At 54.1% G+C, this 15,851-nt stretch carries 11 protein-coding genes and 1 pseudogene; 4 read left to right on the top strand and 8 right to left on the bottom strand.

All coding sequences use genetic code 11. The annotated features are described in order from the left end of the window. Window positions 1-431 precede the first annotated feature (431 nt). Window positions 432-2,107: pseudogene (locus GJ630_RS13985) on the top strand (transposase). Window positions 2,108-2,405: 298 nt separating this feature from the next. Here GJ630_RS13985 and GJ630_RS13980 read toward each other — a convergent pair. The 3 genes from GJ630_RS13980 to GJ630_RS13970 form a co-directional block, all read right to left on the bottom strand. Next, complete coding sequence (locus tag GJ630_RS13980; protein ID WP_014030777.1) at window positions 2,406-4,643, bottom strand: amino acid permease; 2,238 nt, start codon at window positions 4,641-4,643, stop codon at window positions 2,406-2,408. Then, on the bottom strand, window positions 4,640-5,071 hold the full coding sequence (locus GJ630_RS13975; RefSeq protein WP_191450097.1) for a universal stress protein: 432 nt from the start codon (window positions 5,069-5,071) through the stop codon (window positions 4,640-4,642). Before GJ630_RS13975 ends, GJ630_RS13980 begins: the two co-directional genes overlap by 4 nt. Window positions 5,072-5,908: 837 nt before the next feature. Next, window positions 5,909-7,441 (bottom strand): TrkH family potassium uptake protein, encoded by a 1,533-nt coding sequence (locus tag GJ630_RS13970; protein WP_191450095.1) that lies wholly within the window; start codon window positions 7,439-7,441, stop codon window positions 5,909-5,911. Window positions 7,442-7,604: 163 nt separating this feature from the next. Here GJ630_RS13970 and trkA point away from each other — a divergent pair, with 163 nt between their 5' ends. The 3 genes from trkA (at window position 7,605) to GJ630_RS13955 (ending at window position 11,254) form a co-directional block, all read left to right on the top strand. Continuing rightward, entirely contained in the window at window positions 7,605-8,963 is a 1,359-nt protein-coding gene (gene trkA, locus GJ630_RS13965) for a Trk system potassium transporter TrkA (RefSeq protein WP_256369594.1), read from the top strand. A 528-nt stretch (window positions 8,964-9,491) separates the two neighbouring features. Further along, window positions 9,492-9,992, top strand: coding sequence for a cation:proton antiporter regulatory subunit (locus GJ630_RS13960; RefSeq protein WP_191450093.1), 501 nt, complete (start codon window positions 9,492-9,494; stop codon window positions 9,990-9,992). Between the two features lie 32 nt (window positions 9,993-10,024). Continuing rightward, complete coding sequence (locus GJ630_RS13955) at window positions 10,025-11,254, top strand: cation:proton antiporter (protein ID WP_371727617.1); 1,230 nt, start codon at window positions 10,025-10,027, stop codon at window positions 11,252-11,254. A 47-nt stretch (window positions 11,255-11,301) separates the two neighbouring features. Here the strand turns inward: GJ630_RS13955 and GJ630_RS13950 are convergent, their stop codons facing one another. The 5 genes from GJ630_RS13950 to GJ630_RS13935 form a co-directional block, all read right to left on the bottom strand. After that, window positions 11,302-11,988 (bottom strand): CPBP family intramembrane glutamic endopeptidase, encoded by a 687-nt coding sequence (locus GJ630_RS13950; RefSeq protein ID WP_191450091.1) that lies wholly within the window; start codon window positions 11,986-11,988, stop codon window positions 11,302-11,304. Window positions 11,989-12,333: 345 nt separating this feature from the next. Then, window positions 12,334-12,885: a diadenylate cyclase gene (locus tag GJ630_RS13945; protein WP_014030783.1), complete on the bottom strand. Its 552-nt coding sequence runs from the start codon at window positions 12,883-12,885 to the stop codon at window positions 12,334-12,336. A 172-nt stretch (window positions 12,886-13,057) separates the two neighbouring features. Continuing rightward, window positions 13,058-14,233, bottom strand: coding sequence for an NAD-binding protein (locus GJ630_RS20115; protein WP_371727628.1), 1,176 nt, complete (start codon window positions 14,231-14,233; stop codon window positions 13,058-13,060). Window positions 14,234-14,249: 16 nt separating this feature from the next. Next, window positions 14,250-14,738, bottom strand: a complete 489-nt coding sequence (locus GJ630_RS20110; RefSeq protein WP_252718815.1) for a YccS/YhfK family membrane protein — start codon at window positions 14,736-14,738, stop codon at window positions 14,250-14,252. Window positions 14,739-15,307: 569 nt separating this feature from the next. Beyond that, a partial coding sequence (locus tag GJ630_RS13935) for a TrkA family potassium uptake protein (RefSeq protein WP_191450089.1) occupies window positions 15,308-15,851 on the bottom strand: 544 nt, incomplete at its 5' end.

The raw sequence follows: 15,851 nt of genomic DNA, 5'->3' as shown, positions 1-15,851 counted from the left end.
ACCAAATCAAAATAGTATGGCTGTTGATTGCACCGTCACCACTACTCGGGATTTCTGGAGACAGATTTGATATACAGCTTTCGCCCCCTATCTTGCAGGTGAAACAACTGCTCAGTAAGGTGCTTAGTTATCAACAGATGACCCCGGCTCGGAGGTGGTTCTCTCACGTACTGCTTGGGTCTTTCCCCTGTTATAGAGCCAGAATAGGACGAGTAGCGTCAGAGGGAACAATACAATAGCGATGATGGCAAGAGGCGGGAAGAGGAGGAATAGACCAAATGTTTTCCACGAAACGAGGGTGTCACGGGGCATAACTGAACTTCCGGTCAAGGCAATATCTGTCTTGTGGACTTCAAAAAAGTGAGTTTACGTACCTTCCCTGTACTGAGCAGTAAACGGATTCTTGAGCCTGCCGTGGCCAGCATCTCGTAGTGGTTGCGAGTTGCGACTCTCAACGCAGTGTCTTTCGACGAATCGCACAGCAGTCATACGCTGAGTGGCCAGCATATGATTCGACTTCACTCTACGACCGGAGTTCTCTCGCCGGCCTGAAAGAAGACATCTGGACCGTTGCGTCCACATGGTTCGACCACCAGGCTCACCACTCCGTCGACGAGTTCGTATCTCACTACCCAGTAGCGTACGTCGAGTTTGGGCCACATGTCCGGTATTTTGGAGCTATTCAGTACGAGATGGCTCAACTGTTCCGATTATTTCTACTCAAAGAACTTCACGGCTGGGCCCACGAGACGGCACTCCTCACGTACCTCACTCACCATCCTGAACTCCGTGAACAACTAGACATAGAGACGGTCCCAGACCAGTCGACGCTATGGCGAAGCTGGCACGAACGATTCACTACAGAGCTTCGCGAGACAATTGAGGCAGCTGCGCGGACAATTCTAATCAAAGCTCAGAACGCGGGCGTTGCTGTTCCGCGCGAGCCAGAACGTAGCTTTCCATCGCACGATGACGAAGCGAACAAATCAGACCCAGACGATCAAACCGTTCTTGACGAAGCAGCATCGATTACGGACCACATCAGCCACGTCGTTTTCCCAGCATTCTCACTGAATCGCGGTGATGGCTGTGAAATCCACGAGAACGCGTACTGGGACTTACAAACGTATCTCGGACTTCGGGAACGGTTGGCTGCTAACGAGGGGGCTCGCAGTTTTGTTCACGAGTCGACCCGTGACCGGACACCGCTGGGTCACGCCCATCGCGAGCACATTCGTGATCTCTCGATTGAACAGATTCGGGAGATGTACCGACGAGCCGTAAATCGATTACTCGATGAAGTTGCAGAGACAGAGGAGTTCTTTCGAGCTGGGATTGTTGCTATCGATATTACGGAAGCCGACCCGTTCACAGGCGACAGAACCGGGCACGAAGACGAGATTATTGGGACCAAGGAGAAGACCGATGAGTACGCCTATCAGTGGGCTACGGTCCAGTTAGTCGGCAATGCGTCCCAATCGTGTTAGACGCACGTCCGGTTCGGAAAGGCGAGACTCGCAAAGAGATAGTCGAGGACCTGCTCAACTCTGCCGAGGAGTTGGTTCACGTCGATAATGTGCTGATGGATCGGGAGTTCGACAGCCAGCATATTCTAGAGCTGCTCAGCCAGCGTGGACTGTCGTATGTTGTCCCGAAGCGGATGCAGACCAGCGAGAAAGCCCAAGCCAAGCGATTGCTCCAGCGGGGTCAAGACCGATACGAGACTGATCGGAAACTCCATCTTGGGAAGAACGAGTGGCACGAGACGACGCTGATCTACCGTCGGCAAGAAGACTCTGAGCACGACGATCACCGGCAATACTCGGTATTCATGACAAACACCAGCAGCGCCTATCTTACCGAGTATGGGTATCGCTGGGAGATTGAAAGCGGTTATAAATCGATCAAGCGCTTCATGGCCGCCACGACATCGAAGGATTTTGGCCTCCGATTCTTCTACTTCGCATTCGCGTGTCTGTTGTACTCGATTTGGCGAGCAGTCGATTTACTGGTACAGGTCGAATTGACTGGTGAATACGAGCATTCGCCGATCGTAACAGCCGACAATACGCTGACGCTGTTGAAGAAGGAAACGGGAATCGGATAGTGAGGGGCTCTCTCCGTGTTAGCGCCGCGTCTGAGTGGCAACGCTGTCGGAAGTCGTCTAAATTCGCGAAAATGAGTGGCAGTGCAACAAGATCAGGTGTTTGGAGAGCAGTCTGTGCCAGTTCCCGATCACTGAACCAGCCGAAACCACGCATCATAGCCCCGCTAAACCCCCTGTAGTCTCAACTTCCAGACTGAGGCTGCTAGTTGAGACTGGCGCTCTCAATGCATACGTCTTCGAATCGCTATTTCAACGAGTTTTAGCACAACCGAACGGATAATGTGGGGAGGTCCCCCATTCAGAACAGTCGCTCAATCAGGCCTCGGTCACGGTGTTTCTCCGCCAGCAGTACCGAACACTCCACGTCGTCAACAACGTCTAACACGAGCGACCTGGAGACGAGTCGGCGAAGTAACCCTTCCTCAGTCGCGCCAAGGAGCAGGAGTGTGGCGTCATCAGCGGCATTCATAATAGCTGTTTCGACGTCACCGGATTTGACGAGGAGTTCGGCGTCCTCTAATCCCTGGTCGGCCGCCCAATCCTGGAGGAACTGCTCGCCTGCCCCGCGGTCGTCGTTGACGTTGAGCAGCGTCACCTCGGAGTTGTATTCGGACTGGAGCAGCTTCGCAATGTTGGCTGACAGCTCAGAGTCCGGGCCGCCAGCTGTGGGAAGGAGGATACGCGAGGGGTCGAACCCGCGGTCACGGAGGACGAGGAAGTCACAGGGGACCGCCTCGGTGAGTTCGTCCATAGCCGATTCGGCCCGCCCTGGTGAACCGTGTGAGTCCGGGCCCCATCCCATCACGACGAGGTCGGCGGTGTGTGTGCGGGCGGCATCGAAGATGGCTTCGTAGGATTTGTGCGAAAGGATAGTATGTGTCTCGACATCGACGCCGAAGGTTTCAGCGTCCTCACGGGCGCTATCAAGCAGGTGCTGTGAGCTCTTGTCTATCTCGTCGGACCGCTCGGCAGCGGCCGAGAGCGCCGTCTGGTCAGGCACCGTGACGATGTGGGTGGCAATTACACTCCCGCCGCGCTGTTTGGCGACAGCGCTGGCGAGTGTGATGAGGTCCTTCTCGTGTTCGGGATTGGCCAGGGGCACCATCACACGGTACTGTCCGCCATCGGGTTGGACGCCGGCCGCCGCGTTGACGGCCGCGTCGGGCATCTTCTCGGACCGTGAAATGATGTGTTTCGAGAGGATCCCCTGTTTTTCGGTACGTGAGCGGGCATAGAGTCCGTACCATAGTACCGCCGCGGCGGCGATACCAAACGAAAGCAACAGGGCGTCTCCGGCGACAAACACCAGCAACGCAAAGGAGAGCACGACACCGAGAATCGGCATCAAGGGATACAGTGGGACGACGAAGTCGGGCGTGTACTCCTCGGGGTTTACGTACCGCATGACGATGAGTGCGAGGTTCAGCAACCCGTAGATGATGAGATGGAGTCCCGATGCAGCGCCCGAAAGCAGCGTTAAGTCCCCGATGACGATAAACAGGAGAATCAGACCGCCAGTGATACCGATGGCTCTGTACGGCGTTCCGTACTTCGGGTGTATCTCGTTGAGAGCTGGTGTGACGATCCGATCGCGTCCCATGGCGAAGTTGATACGCGAGGACGCGAGGATAGAGGCGTTCGCACTGGAAGCGGTAGCGAGCAAGCCGCCGAACAGGAGTGCACCACCCATCGCGGCCCCCTGGATGTAGCTCCCGACCTCGACGACAGCGATGGGGTTCTCGGCGTCAGAGCTGATGATGTCCGCGATGAAGCCCTGTGGGACGGCTGCGCTCATGATCACCAAGACAAGCGCATAGATGACAGTCACGATGACGACGCTGCCGATGACCGCTCGCGGGAGGTTCTTACCAGGGTCTTTGATTTCCTCGGCGACGCTCGTAATCTGGACGAAACCGAGATAGGAGACGAAAATGAGGCCCGTGGTTTCCAGGGTGGTGACGACATCAGTAGCAGCCGGGAGGTTCGACGGTTCGGCTCGGAGCGTCCCGAGGAACGTAAACACCGTGAGGATACCAATCAGCAGGACGACGATGATGTTCTGAAGCCGGCCGGTCTCCTTCGCACCGACGTAGTTGATGAGGACGAAGAAGGCGCCACCGACGAGCGCGATTATCTTCACTACGGTGATCGATATCGGACCGACACCGACACTACCGGAGAGACCGAAGATGCGGGCAATGTACCGGCCGAACCCGACCATGTAGAAGGCACTGGCGAAGGCCAGTCCGAGCCAGTTGGCCCAGCCAGCGACCGACCCGAACATCGGCCCCAGCGCGTGATTGACGTAGTAGTAGGCCCCACCTGATCGGGGCATCGCAGTGCCGAGTTCGCTGGCAGACAGTGCCGTGAACATGGCGATGATGCCACCCAAAACGAACGCCACAGACGCCAACGACCCAGCCTTGAGGATAGCCTCGCCCGGCAGAACGAAGATGCCTGCACCGATCATCGTTCCGACACCGATGGTCAGCGCCGCGAGTGGTCCGAGGTCCTTGGCGAGGTCTTCCTCGCTCATGACTCTTCCTCTCGGGGGAGCGCGATGACGGGGCGATTTGCCTGGGTCACCAGCTTCACCGAAATGTCGCCGGACAGAAACTGCATGAGGCGATTCCCGCCGCGGGAACGGTAGGCAATGGCACTGGCGTCGACCTCGTCAGCTGCGTCGAATATTTTCGCTGCGACATCCCGTCCGTAGGCGGTGTGGTCGTCGGCGTCAGGGAACACGGACCGGACAGCGGCGTACGATTCCGCTGCGAGGTCCTCGGACTGTTCGACTGGTGTCTTGTCCGGGACGCCACCGCCTTTCTCTACAACGTGAAGGGCGGTCACATTGGCTGGCCCGTATGGTTCAAGCGCGGTTGCCGTCGCTAACGCGTCGGCTTCGTGAGCGACGGGAAGAAGCACGTGTGCAAGGATATCTTCGTCGTCGGTCTCACTGCTCATACTGGTAGGTTCATCCACTATCTGTTAAGAGTGTGTATCCAGTTCCGTAGTGTGTGGGGCCAGTCTATGACGGATTGCGGCTCTGCCAACTCAATACTACAAGGCAAACATTTCATCAGCTTGATGTTTCTCGGTGGGTATACAGTCGTTACAGTATTTTGATAAGCTCTCCCCACATAACGCCGATACGAGATAGCTGTGTCCGATACGCTGGATTCGCCTCAATCACGGATGGCCATGATAGCTACTCTTCTGGAGGCGTCTCTCAAATTCACTTTAGCTATGGGGGTCCGTGCCACTCTTGTAGTATTGGCCCCGTTCTTTCTCTACGTCATTACAGGTATATCTGCAATTTTGCTCGGATGGCCTGCTCTATCGTATCCAGTCTTTTCACTCGAAGCAGACCCATTTTTTGTAAGTGGTGGGGCACTGATGGGACTATTTATGCTACAGAGTTCCGGATCGTTCGTTTTGTACCAGATGTTGGTCGGGATAGAGGATAATAAATCACAGCTTGCTATCCTGTTTGGTTTCATTAGTCTCGGGTGCAGCGGGGCAGTACTTCGAGTTACCCTCCCGCAGGCGATTCAATTTTTTTGATCCTTATGTGAACTCTCGTTTCCTATCGTTTGTTTCATACTGGGCCTATAGGTAGCGGATTCTGTCTCAACGACGCTTTCTGGAGATAGGATGTATCCACAGAGAGCACAGTTTCTATACTCGTTCGGAAATCGGTCAGCGAATTTCGGAGTCCAAGAGCATAATACGGTGATCCAGAGTGCTCTACAGGCGAGACAGGCTGAGTGCCTCGGAGCTTGACCCCGAGGCGGTTCACTCCTATCGCTGCCAGAAGCTCGGCGTGAAGACTACCAGCACGGATATAATCTCAAGTCTCCCGATCCACATTAGAACCACCATATAGAGCTTGGCCGGCGCAGAGAACGGCCGGAAGTTGTCCATTGGGCCGACGATACCCACACCCGGACCGATGTTCCCGAGTGTGGCAATCGTGGCACTGATTGCTTCGAGTGCGGAGATATCGAGGCCGATACGGAGTGCGTCTAAATAGATTAACACGGTTGAAAACACGAATATCGAGACGAATGTGAATATAAAGACAAATATGTCTCGAACAGTCTCTTCGTTGACTGTATCGTCGTTCAGACGAATTGGTCGAATAGCCGACGGATGTATTGTCGTGAACAACTGTCGACCCATCGCTCGGGAGACAATATACCAGCGAATGATTTTGACAGACCCCGCTGCTGAGCCGGCTGACCCGCCGAGAAACATGGCGAACAGAAGAACCAGTTGAGCTGACTCTCCCCATGTATTGAAATCCATACTGGCATACCCCGTGGTCGTGATGACCGCGATTGTCTGAAAGAGTCCCTGGCGTAGCGAATTTTCCAGATCCCCGGAAAGCTGACCGATATTGGTCGGAATCTCCGCTATCCCTAATCCAGTTACTAAGAGGACAGATAAGAGCGAGCCAATGGCAGCTACAGCGAGGAGATACGTTCGGAACTCTGGATTCTTCGTTAGTTGTCTCGGTTCACCGTTGAAGAGGTACCACAATAACGCGAAGTTGGTTCCGGCAACGATCATGAACGGCATCACTGCCCACTGGACGATGGGAGCGAAGGCTTCGACACTCCGTGCTTCGGGCGAAAAACCACCTGTCGGCATTGTCGTAAGAGCGTGTGCAACGGCATTGTAAGCACCCATGTTTGGAGCGACCCCGGCGAAGTGCAAACCATAATAAACGAGAGCGGCGGCAACAGTGAATCCGAGATAGATCTTCCACAGTGCTCGTGCAGTTTCCTGAATCTGTGGCGTTAACTTCTCAAGTGAAAAACCGGGTGCTTCCTCGTTGATGATTTGGGCTCCAGCGACAGACAGTTCAGAGAGAATTGCGACCATGAGAACGATAATCCCCATTCCCCCAATCCACTGTGTGAGTTGTCGCCATAACAAAATCGAGTGGGAGTGCTGTTCAAAAGAGATTTCTGCCAGAACGGTTGACCCGGTCGTCGTAAATCCGCTCATGCTTTCGAACAGGGCATTCACGGGTTGTGCGATTGTCCCCTGACCAGCAATAAGATACGGGATGGCCCCAAAAATAGGAACGACGAGCCATGTGGCACTTACCATCAAGAGCGCTTCACGCTTGCCGAGTTTTCGGTCGTCACGAAGTTGTTCGAGGGCGAAACCAGCACCAAACATAGCTACTGTGGTGACAATAAACGGGAGTAGATACTCACCGTAATACACTGCAACTAGAGCCGGAACGAGCGGGGCAATGGATAGTTTCCGCAGGATTGTCCCAACGAAGCTGAATCCAGATCGCCAGTCGACGTAGCTTCTCATAGTAGAATCAACTCTCTCCGCTTAATTACCCGTCAACACCATGTTGAGAGGAGGATAGAAAAGTCTTCACGTCTCCGGATGCTGCTGGGAGTCTCGTATAGCATAGTCATCAAACTGGGATATGCAGAACGACCATTAGTGGGTGTTGTCTATTAATCAGAGTATGAACGGTTCCCGGAAGCCAATGCAAGTAGTGATTGTCGGCGCTGGCCAGGTGGGGTTAAATATCGCAGCAAGTCTTTCTGAAAACCACGATGTCGTCGTTATCGATACTAACCCCGAAAAAGTTGAACAACTCACTTATTCAATAGATGTGCTGGCGATTGAGGGAGATGGGACCTCTCTTGAGACACTGCAGGAAGCCGGCATTGCGGAGGCCGATATGCTCATCGCCAGCACAGACGATGATGAGACGAACCTAGTCACTTGTGGGACAGCAAAGACCGTCAGCGACGCCTTTACGATTGCCAGAGTCCGTAACGAGATCTTCTTTAATACGTGGGAACTGTCTGAGGGGGCATTTGGTGTGGACTTCATGGTCTCAACGAATCTCCTAACAGCTGACAATATCGCTCGCATCGTCGGACTTCCAGCAGCAGTTGATGTTGAGACGTTCTCTGGCGGCCTTGTCCAGATGGCTGAATTTGAGCTTACGGAAGAAAACGAACTTGTCGGCCAAACTGTTGCGGAGGCAGACCAGTTCGAGGCACTGACATTTGCTGCGATTGCCCGAGATGAGGACATTATTATCCCGGATGGAGACTCCCTCATTGAAGCCGGAGATAGGGTAATCACCATTGGCGAGGCAGCAAGCATTCGGGCATTTTCGAGAACAGTAGCCCCTGCTACTGTCCCGGACAAGAGTGACGATATCGTCATTGTCGGCGGCAGCGATATCGGATACCATACGGCACGACGACTCGAAGGCCAAGATATCGAGCCGCGCCTGATCGAACAAGATGCACATCGAGCACAGGAACTGGCCGAGACGCTACAACACACCCTAGTGCTGAATAACGATGCAACTGATACGGAGTTCCTCCGCAGTGAAAATATCGGCCAGGTGGGGACACTCATCACAGCGACAGATAGCGACGAAAAGAACCTTCTCGTTTCCTTGCTGGCCAAGGATGTCGGCGTCCAGCGGACGGTTGCAATCGTTGAAGACGGGGAGTACGCCCCGTTGTTTGAGGCGGTGGGCGTTGACGTCGCAGTCAACCCGCGGGAAGTTACTGCCGAGGAAATCATCCGCTTCACTCAGGAGGGACAGATAGAGAATCTCTCTCTCGTTGAAAATCGGCAAGCAGAGGTCATCGAGATCGAAGTCACTGAGGATAGTGTGCTCGTGGACCGTCCGATCAACGAAAGCATCACTGACCTTCCATCCGGAGTTGTCATCGGCGCAGTCACCCGTGGTCGTGAGTCCATTGTCCCTCGGGGTGAGACCATTATCAAGCCTGGCGACCACGTCGTGCTCTTTGTTAGTACCCATATCCTCTCAGAAGTCATGAACGCCATCTGAGGGAGTCACTGTGAATATAGGTGTTTACAACGGTCCGGAGTGTACTGCTATCAAATGCCCACTGATTCCCCATCGGACAACCACGATTCTGGACAGATCTCAGATGAAACGGTCTACGAGGAAATGGAACCGTTCGTACCCTATACTACCCGAGAGTTAGCAGACCGCATCGGTACATCTCTCGGTAACATGTGGTCGATCCTTCGAAGTCTCGCCATGGCTGGGCGGATTCAAAAGAAGGAACCAGAGCCCAATCTCCGAATTTGGATGCGTGAACCGCCCGATAATACCTGTCCACACTGTGACTACGAATTCGAAGTGAAATTTCTCCATCCTGTGTTGTCCTCTGTCAGGTATTGTCCAAACTGTGGAAAGCAAATAAGTCAAAAATAATGATTGCCCACTACCGTTCTCCTAGTTTTTAGTGCCATCGACAGGGGTCCATTTGACGACACCGATGGAGCGAATAGTCTGTTTTTCACTGGATACTCGCTCGTTTTTATTAGGCTTCCCAAACACGAGTCTGGTATGACTGTCTACGAGAGTGATCTTCCCGGTGTTGGGAAGAAGTTCGAGGTTGAAATCGGGGACGAACAACGACTCGTCATCGTCACGCACAACACCGGCAAGCGGGAGGTATTCCTCAAAGCCACAGAGGGTGCTGATTCCGAGAAACTGTTCGAACTTCCTGACCGACTGGCTCGTACTGTTGGGGCTATCCTGGAGGGTGCGCACTTCCAGCCGGTCCAATCTGAACAGGTCGAGACGATGCTCGCAGAGGGCACATTCATGGAGTGGTACAACGTCGACGACGGGTCGGAGATCGCCGGCCAAACGCTATCGGACGCGCGTGTCCGGGAGCGGACGGGAGTGTCGGTTGCTGCCATCGAGCGGGATGGCTCCGTCATGCCATCACCACAGGCGGATACGGTCATCAAGGCTGGTGACACGCTCGTGGTTATCGGCTCACAGGAGGACCTGCAGAAGTTCGATTCGTTCGTCTCCAACGACGCCGCTAACTCAGAGTGACTCCATGGCGAACGAACTGGAGGTGATGTGGTGTGGTCAGTGAAGTGGCGCTTTTCGAACTCGGAGTGTTATTTGCCGCGGTTGCACTCGTCGGTGGCATCGCCAGCCAGCTCCGGCAGTCGGTCATCCCGTTCTATATCGGCGCTGGCATCCTTCTCGGTCCAAATGTTGCCGGGCGACTCGGTCCTTACGCGCTTGACACGACCGAGTTCATCGAACTGGGAGCTGAACTCGGTATCGTGTTCCTGCTGTTCTTCCTTGGGCTTGAGTTCAACCTCAACCGCCTGCTCGCCAACCGGAGTCGCATCGGCAAAGCCGGGACGGTCGACCTCGTCGTCAACTTCGGGGGCGGGCTGGTGCTCGGGTTCGTCCTCTTTCGGGCGTTCCTGCCGGCGTTTCTGGTGGCGGGAATCGTCTACATCTCCTCGTCGGCTATCATTACGAAATCCCTCATCGACATCGGGTGGATCGCCAACGACGAAGCCGAACCGATGCTGGGGACGCTCGTCTACGAGGACCTCGTCATCGCGGTGTACCTCGTGATCGCCTCGGCACTGCTGCTTGGGGGCGGTGATATCGGGGCGGCTGTCCAGTCGATCGGAGTCGCACTGGGTGTCATCCTCCTCTTGCTGGTAGTCGTATGGTTCGGCACGCCGTTTTTCGAGCGTGTACTCGACGCTGCCTCGCACGAATTCATCGTCCTTCGAGCCGTTGGAATCACTGTTCTCACTGCCGGTGCGGCACTCGCACTCGGCGTGAGCGAAGCGGTCGCTGCCTTCTTTATTGGTATGGCCTTCTCCTCGACCGAACACGTTGAACAACTGGAGCGGTTACTCGAACCGATTCGAGACCTCTTTGCGGCTGTCTTTTTCGTTTGGATTGGCCTCGTGACCGATCCGCTGGTGTTCGCGGGTGTGCTCGCACTCATCCTTGTCGCTGTCGTGCTGACGGTCCCGACGAAGTTGGCAAGTGGGTATCTCGGCGGTCGGATATACGATCTGAATATCCGTCAGTCGCTCCGAGTCGGACTCGGAATGACTACTCGGGGCGAATTTTCACTTATCATCGCTACGCTGGCACTTTCTGGTGCGGGAACCACACTGACTGATACGGTTGCCCAGACAATCTATGCATTTGCCGTCGGCTATGTCCTAGTTATGAGTATTATCGGAACGATGTTGATGCAGTATTCGACTCCGATTGAGGGGGCTATTGTCCCCAGACTTTCAGCAGTCCTCTCCGACTCTTCCGCTGAGAACTAATCGGAAGTGTCCATTATTTCAACCATATTCTGGTAGAGAATTATGTTTCAGTTATTCAGTTTCATTATAGTTTTTGGGATGATTTCCACACTCCCCGAATGCCACCAGACGTACAGTACAACGGCAAGGGCAGCAGGAAGCAGTAACGCTGTCTGGACAACTCCTGTTTGTCCGACCAGCCATCTGGGTCCCTCGACTATCAGAGGAACGACTGTGAGTTCTGATGTCGTGGAAAAGACATAGTTGGCTACAAAATTGAAGCCGGCGTGGATCCCAACCGGAAGACCGAGCTTCCCGGTGAGAAGATAGGCAAGTCCGAGCAAGAACCCCGCAGTTAAAAAATGGACTCCATCGGCAAGTGTAAAAATCGGATGTTTAGCCGCAAAGAAGGCCGCGGAAACACTCCATGCGGTTGCAACCGTCATTGAATGTGATAACCATGGGAGATCGAGTCCGCTAATCGCATTAGTGAGCACGTACCCTCGAAAGACGAGTTCTTCGCCGAGTGCTATACTCGCCGTGATGAGAAGAGCTAATCCCATATCTTGAACGTAGTTAATCGTTAGTGCGTGTACGGGCTCCTCAACGGTTATCCAGCCACCGACGAGACCAACTCCTACCGCAAGTGTCGGGATAGCGCTGCCGATTGCGATCCCGACAATGAGGTCGATAAACCAGCGCCAATCAACCGAAAGGCCGACTGTTCGAAGTGGTCGTCGATCGATATAGTACACTGTCAAGATGACAAGGACGAATGTACAGCAGACCAATACTACTCGGAGTCCGGCGGTTCGCGACAATCCATCCCCGGATGGAGCCACGAGGTGGGGGATGGCAATGAAGATGCTACTATAAGCAAACAAAAACAGCCAGACGCGGAAGAACGCGCGTGGTCGCCCCTCTTGCTGGTTCCACACGAGCAACCGCAACCGACGGAAATACTCGCTGAGGGATCGAAGCAATTCTGGTCTCCCATATACCGTCCGACGATATGTATCCGTCGTAGAGGTAGCTAACTGCCTTTTTTATGGGGCAGTGAAATTGGAATCGACTTGTGAGCGGGGACAAAGACGATTTGATTAGTCTGATGGACGCCACACACCACCTAATTCGTGGCGCTTGTAATCCTCGTAACTGCCATCTTGGAAAAGCGACATCCGTCCGTCTTCTTCGCTGAGTGTGATAGCTGCAACGACCTCTGAGCGAACCGAGACCTCAATGGCGCTCAGATGCTTTGTTCCCATCCAGTCGGCATAATCAAGCGGTGTGTCTTCGTCGGCGTCACTTTGGCTTTTGATTCGGACCATCTGCTCTTGGATGGTGCCGTCCGTGCTGATAATAACAGCACCATCACGTGTGAACCCAACTGTGCGTGCCGCCTCGACGAGTCTATCGAGATCCTCCGACACGACCTGACAGGTTTCGGTCGGCCACATATTCTCGCCTAATGAGTCAGCATATGCCCCGGAGTGGACCCCAGTCACGATAACGAAATACAATCCAGGGCCGCGGATGTGCTCTTCCTCCCACCGATCGAAGCCAAGGCTGATGCTCTCGACCGTATACATGAGAAAATCAATCAGCTCTCTCACTGTCGTGTATTCGACTCGTAATGGATCCGGGTCCGTCATGAGAATTCGTATCCTACATTCACTGGTCTACTGTAATAAGACCGGTCGGTTACGGATTGACAGCAGATCAGGTATCGATTCGATATTGGGTCGGTTTGTGGCGCAATCATCGGCCTCAGAGAGATCCACTCCCATCGAACAGCAGGGTTAGATACCCCCCAGGCTGTTATCTCTAAGACTTTATCGGTGAGACATCGAACTGCTTTCTAAACTGCTGGACTGACTCATCGGAGCCGACGAGGACGATATGTTCGGTTCCAGTGAACTTCCGTTGTGGATCAACCGTGCTGGTGAACCCAGACTCGTCCTCGATAGCGATGACGCGACAACCCGTTTTTTCGTAGATGCCTGACTTGGCGAGTGTCGACCCAGCCAGCGGTGTGGCGGGAACACGGAGTAGCCGAATCTGACTCGCTGGTGCAAGGACATCCTCGCCGCGGAGTTCCCTGGCGACCATTCGAGCGCTCACCCGTGGAACCGACAGAACGTAGTCCGCTCCAGCACTGAGTGCCTTCCGGGTCGCATCGGTGTCACTCACCCGAACAAGAATTTCGATATCGTGATTCAGCGATCGCGCTAACACCGTCGTCAGTAGCGAGTCTGAGTCGTTTGGAAGCCCAATGATAATAGCACCAGCCGTCTCTATCCCGGCTTCTTCCAAAATCTCATCAGACCCCGCATCCCCAACAACATCTACAGTATCGCCGTCATTGATGTCAATAGTCACGACGTCGAGCCCCGCTTCGGACACGACGTCCCGTGCGGCCTCGCCAACCTCACCTTGCCCTGCGATGATGATGCGCTCGTGTCTGCGGAGTGTGCGGGCCGGCTGGATGAAGTCACTGAACGCCTCCAAGGCGTCGCGTGCGCCAGAGACGAGCAACACGGTGTTCGAGCGGATAATCGCATCCGGATCGGGCGGGAGCTGCAGTTCGCCATCTATCCACGCACCGATGATATTCGCGCCCGTTTCCTCTCTGATATTCGAGTTGCGAATTCGCGTGCCATTCAGTCGGTTCCCCTGCTGGACCGGAATTTCTGTGACCTCTATCTCTCCACCAAGGCCAATCGTGTCCGTCAGCTCCGAACTGAACGATGAGACCGCCTTCTCGGCGAGCCGTTGACCGAGCACACCGTGTGGAGACAAGACAGTATCTGCGCCCGTATCCAACAGGACATCTCGCATATCGCTGTCGTCAGTGAGGGTGATGACGTCGATATCCGGGTCGATCGAGCGAACTGTCAAGATGGTATTGACGTTCGCGTCCCCGGCATCTGTGATTACCGCCTGTGCCGTCCCTATGCTGGCCCGCTCGAACGCCGCCGTATCCTGTGGGGAGCCATGAATAACGGAGTACCCCGCATCAGAGAGATCCTTGGCGTTTTTTTTCGGACGAGGAAATCAAGACGTATTCGATACCGAGCTCTTTGAGTTCCTCAAGAAGCACGGCAGAGTCACGGCGATATTCACAGATGATGACATGGTCCTGTTTCGGAGTGAGTCGATTGTCAAGGTTGACCTCTGCACCAGTGAATAGCGGGATGATGATGAGCCGGAGCGTAAAGAAGCCAAGCGCAATGCCGGAAATTTGGGTCATCGTGACGAACAGAAACATCAGCGGATGACTCCAGAGACCCGCGTCTTGCCCGTACCCGGTCGTGGTCATCGTTTGTACGACGAACTCTAACGACGCAAATATCGACTGGTTGACACCTTCCAGCTGTGCCATTGCGGTGTTGTAGACCAACGCATATGTACTGACCAGGACCACAAGACCTGAGAGATAATACACGACAATCCGATTTCGGCGGGAAAGCTGGATATCAGGCAACTGTTCCGAAAGGTCAACCATTGGGAAGTGGGATCATATTGCTTTGGAGTACATAAAAAGAATTCCTGCTAGCGTTGCAGTCTCGAGACTGCCTGAGTGGCTGCCTCAGAACACGAGATCTGCGACCAGTATCGGACTCTTGAATTAGGGAATAGTCGGGAGACAGAAAACTACTCACTATTTGAGATGCTAATCGTAGAGATATTGGGACAGGAATCATTTGTACAGAGGAATATGTAGCTCTTAGAAGGGCGATTAGAGCTACTGGTAGTGCCGTCTTTTTTCATTCGCTCACCACAGTGTGAGCACGTTACGATTTTGGCCATGGCAAATCTTTCACACGAAAACTGTAGGATGCCGGAAATACTGAATTTGTTGCATACATACGCTCAGAATGGACTTCTGTTCTGAGTGGAAGTCTGAAATCACTCAGCGCCACCTTTTGTTAGGATATCTGTTTCCAAATTTAACCAACAAATCTCTCTATAGACTTGAAAGTATTCTATATCTCACTGGTTGGAAAGAAGGCACACATCATTTCTATCCTCCGAGGTTGCGCGTGGTTGTACTCTGTCTTAATCTCTATAATGCTATCCACGCATGAGATTCAGCACTTCATCGACCACGTCGGTTTCGACAGCGAGAATATAGCGCTCATCAGGTTCCAGCACCGTATCAGCTCCTGCGAGTTCCGTCCGGTCCGCCGTCGAGATGAGCAGGCTTCCGGACGGAAGAGCGATTTCATCGAGACGGCGCCCCGCAACAGGGGCCGATGGGGAGACGTTCACCTCGATGATATCGAGATCGGCAGTCGGATAGACAAGCGTCCGGATATCCTCGCCGGTCAGTATATCTGCCGCATAGTCGCCACCAAGATACTCGGGTAGCAGTGTCGCATCCACCACCTCGTCATACTCCTGCTCCGTCCCCGTCTCTGCCCTTGCAATGGTCCGAATCGATGGGGCGTACTGTTGGGCCTCCATACAGATTGCGAGGTTCGTGCCCGGTTGGTCAGTGAGTGCGGCGATGGTGTCCGCATCGGCTATGTCGGCCTGTTCAAGAATTGACGGGCGTGTGGCGTCGCCGTGGATAACGGGGCCGATGTACGCATCGGACAACGCCGCAACACGCTCC

The sequence above is a fragment of the Haloarcula sp. CBA1122 genome (assembly GCF_009741785.1).
In the GTDB taxonomy this organism is placed as follows: domain Archaea; phylum Halobacteriota; class Halobacteria; order Halobacteriales; family Haloarculaceae; genus Haloarcula; species Haloarcula hispanica.
This window is presented reverse-complemented; position numbering and strand designations above follow the sequence as displayed.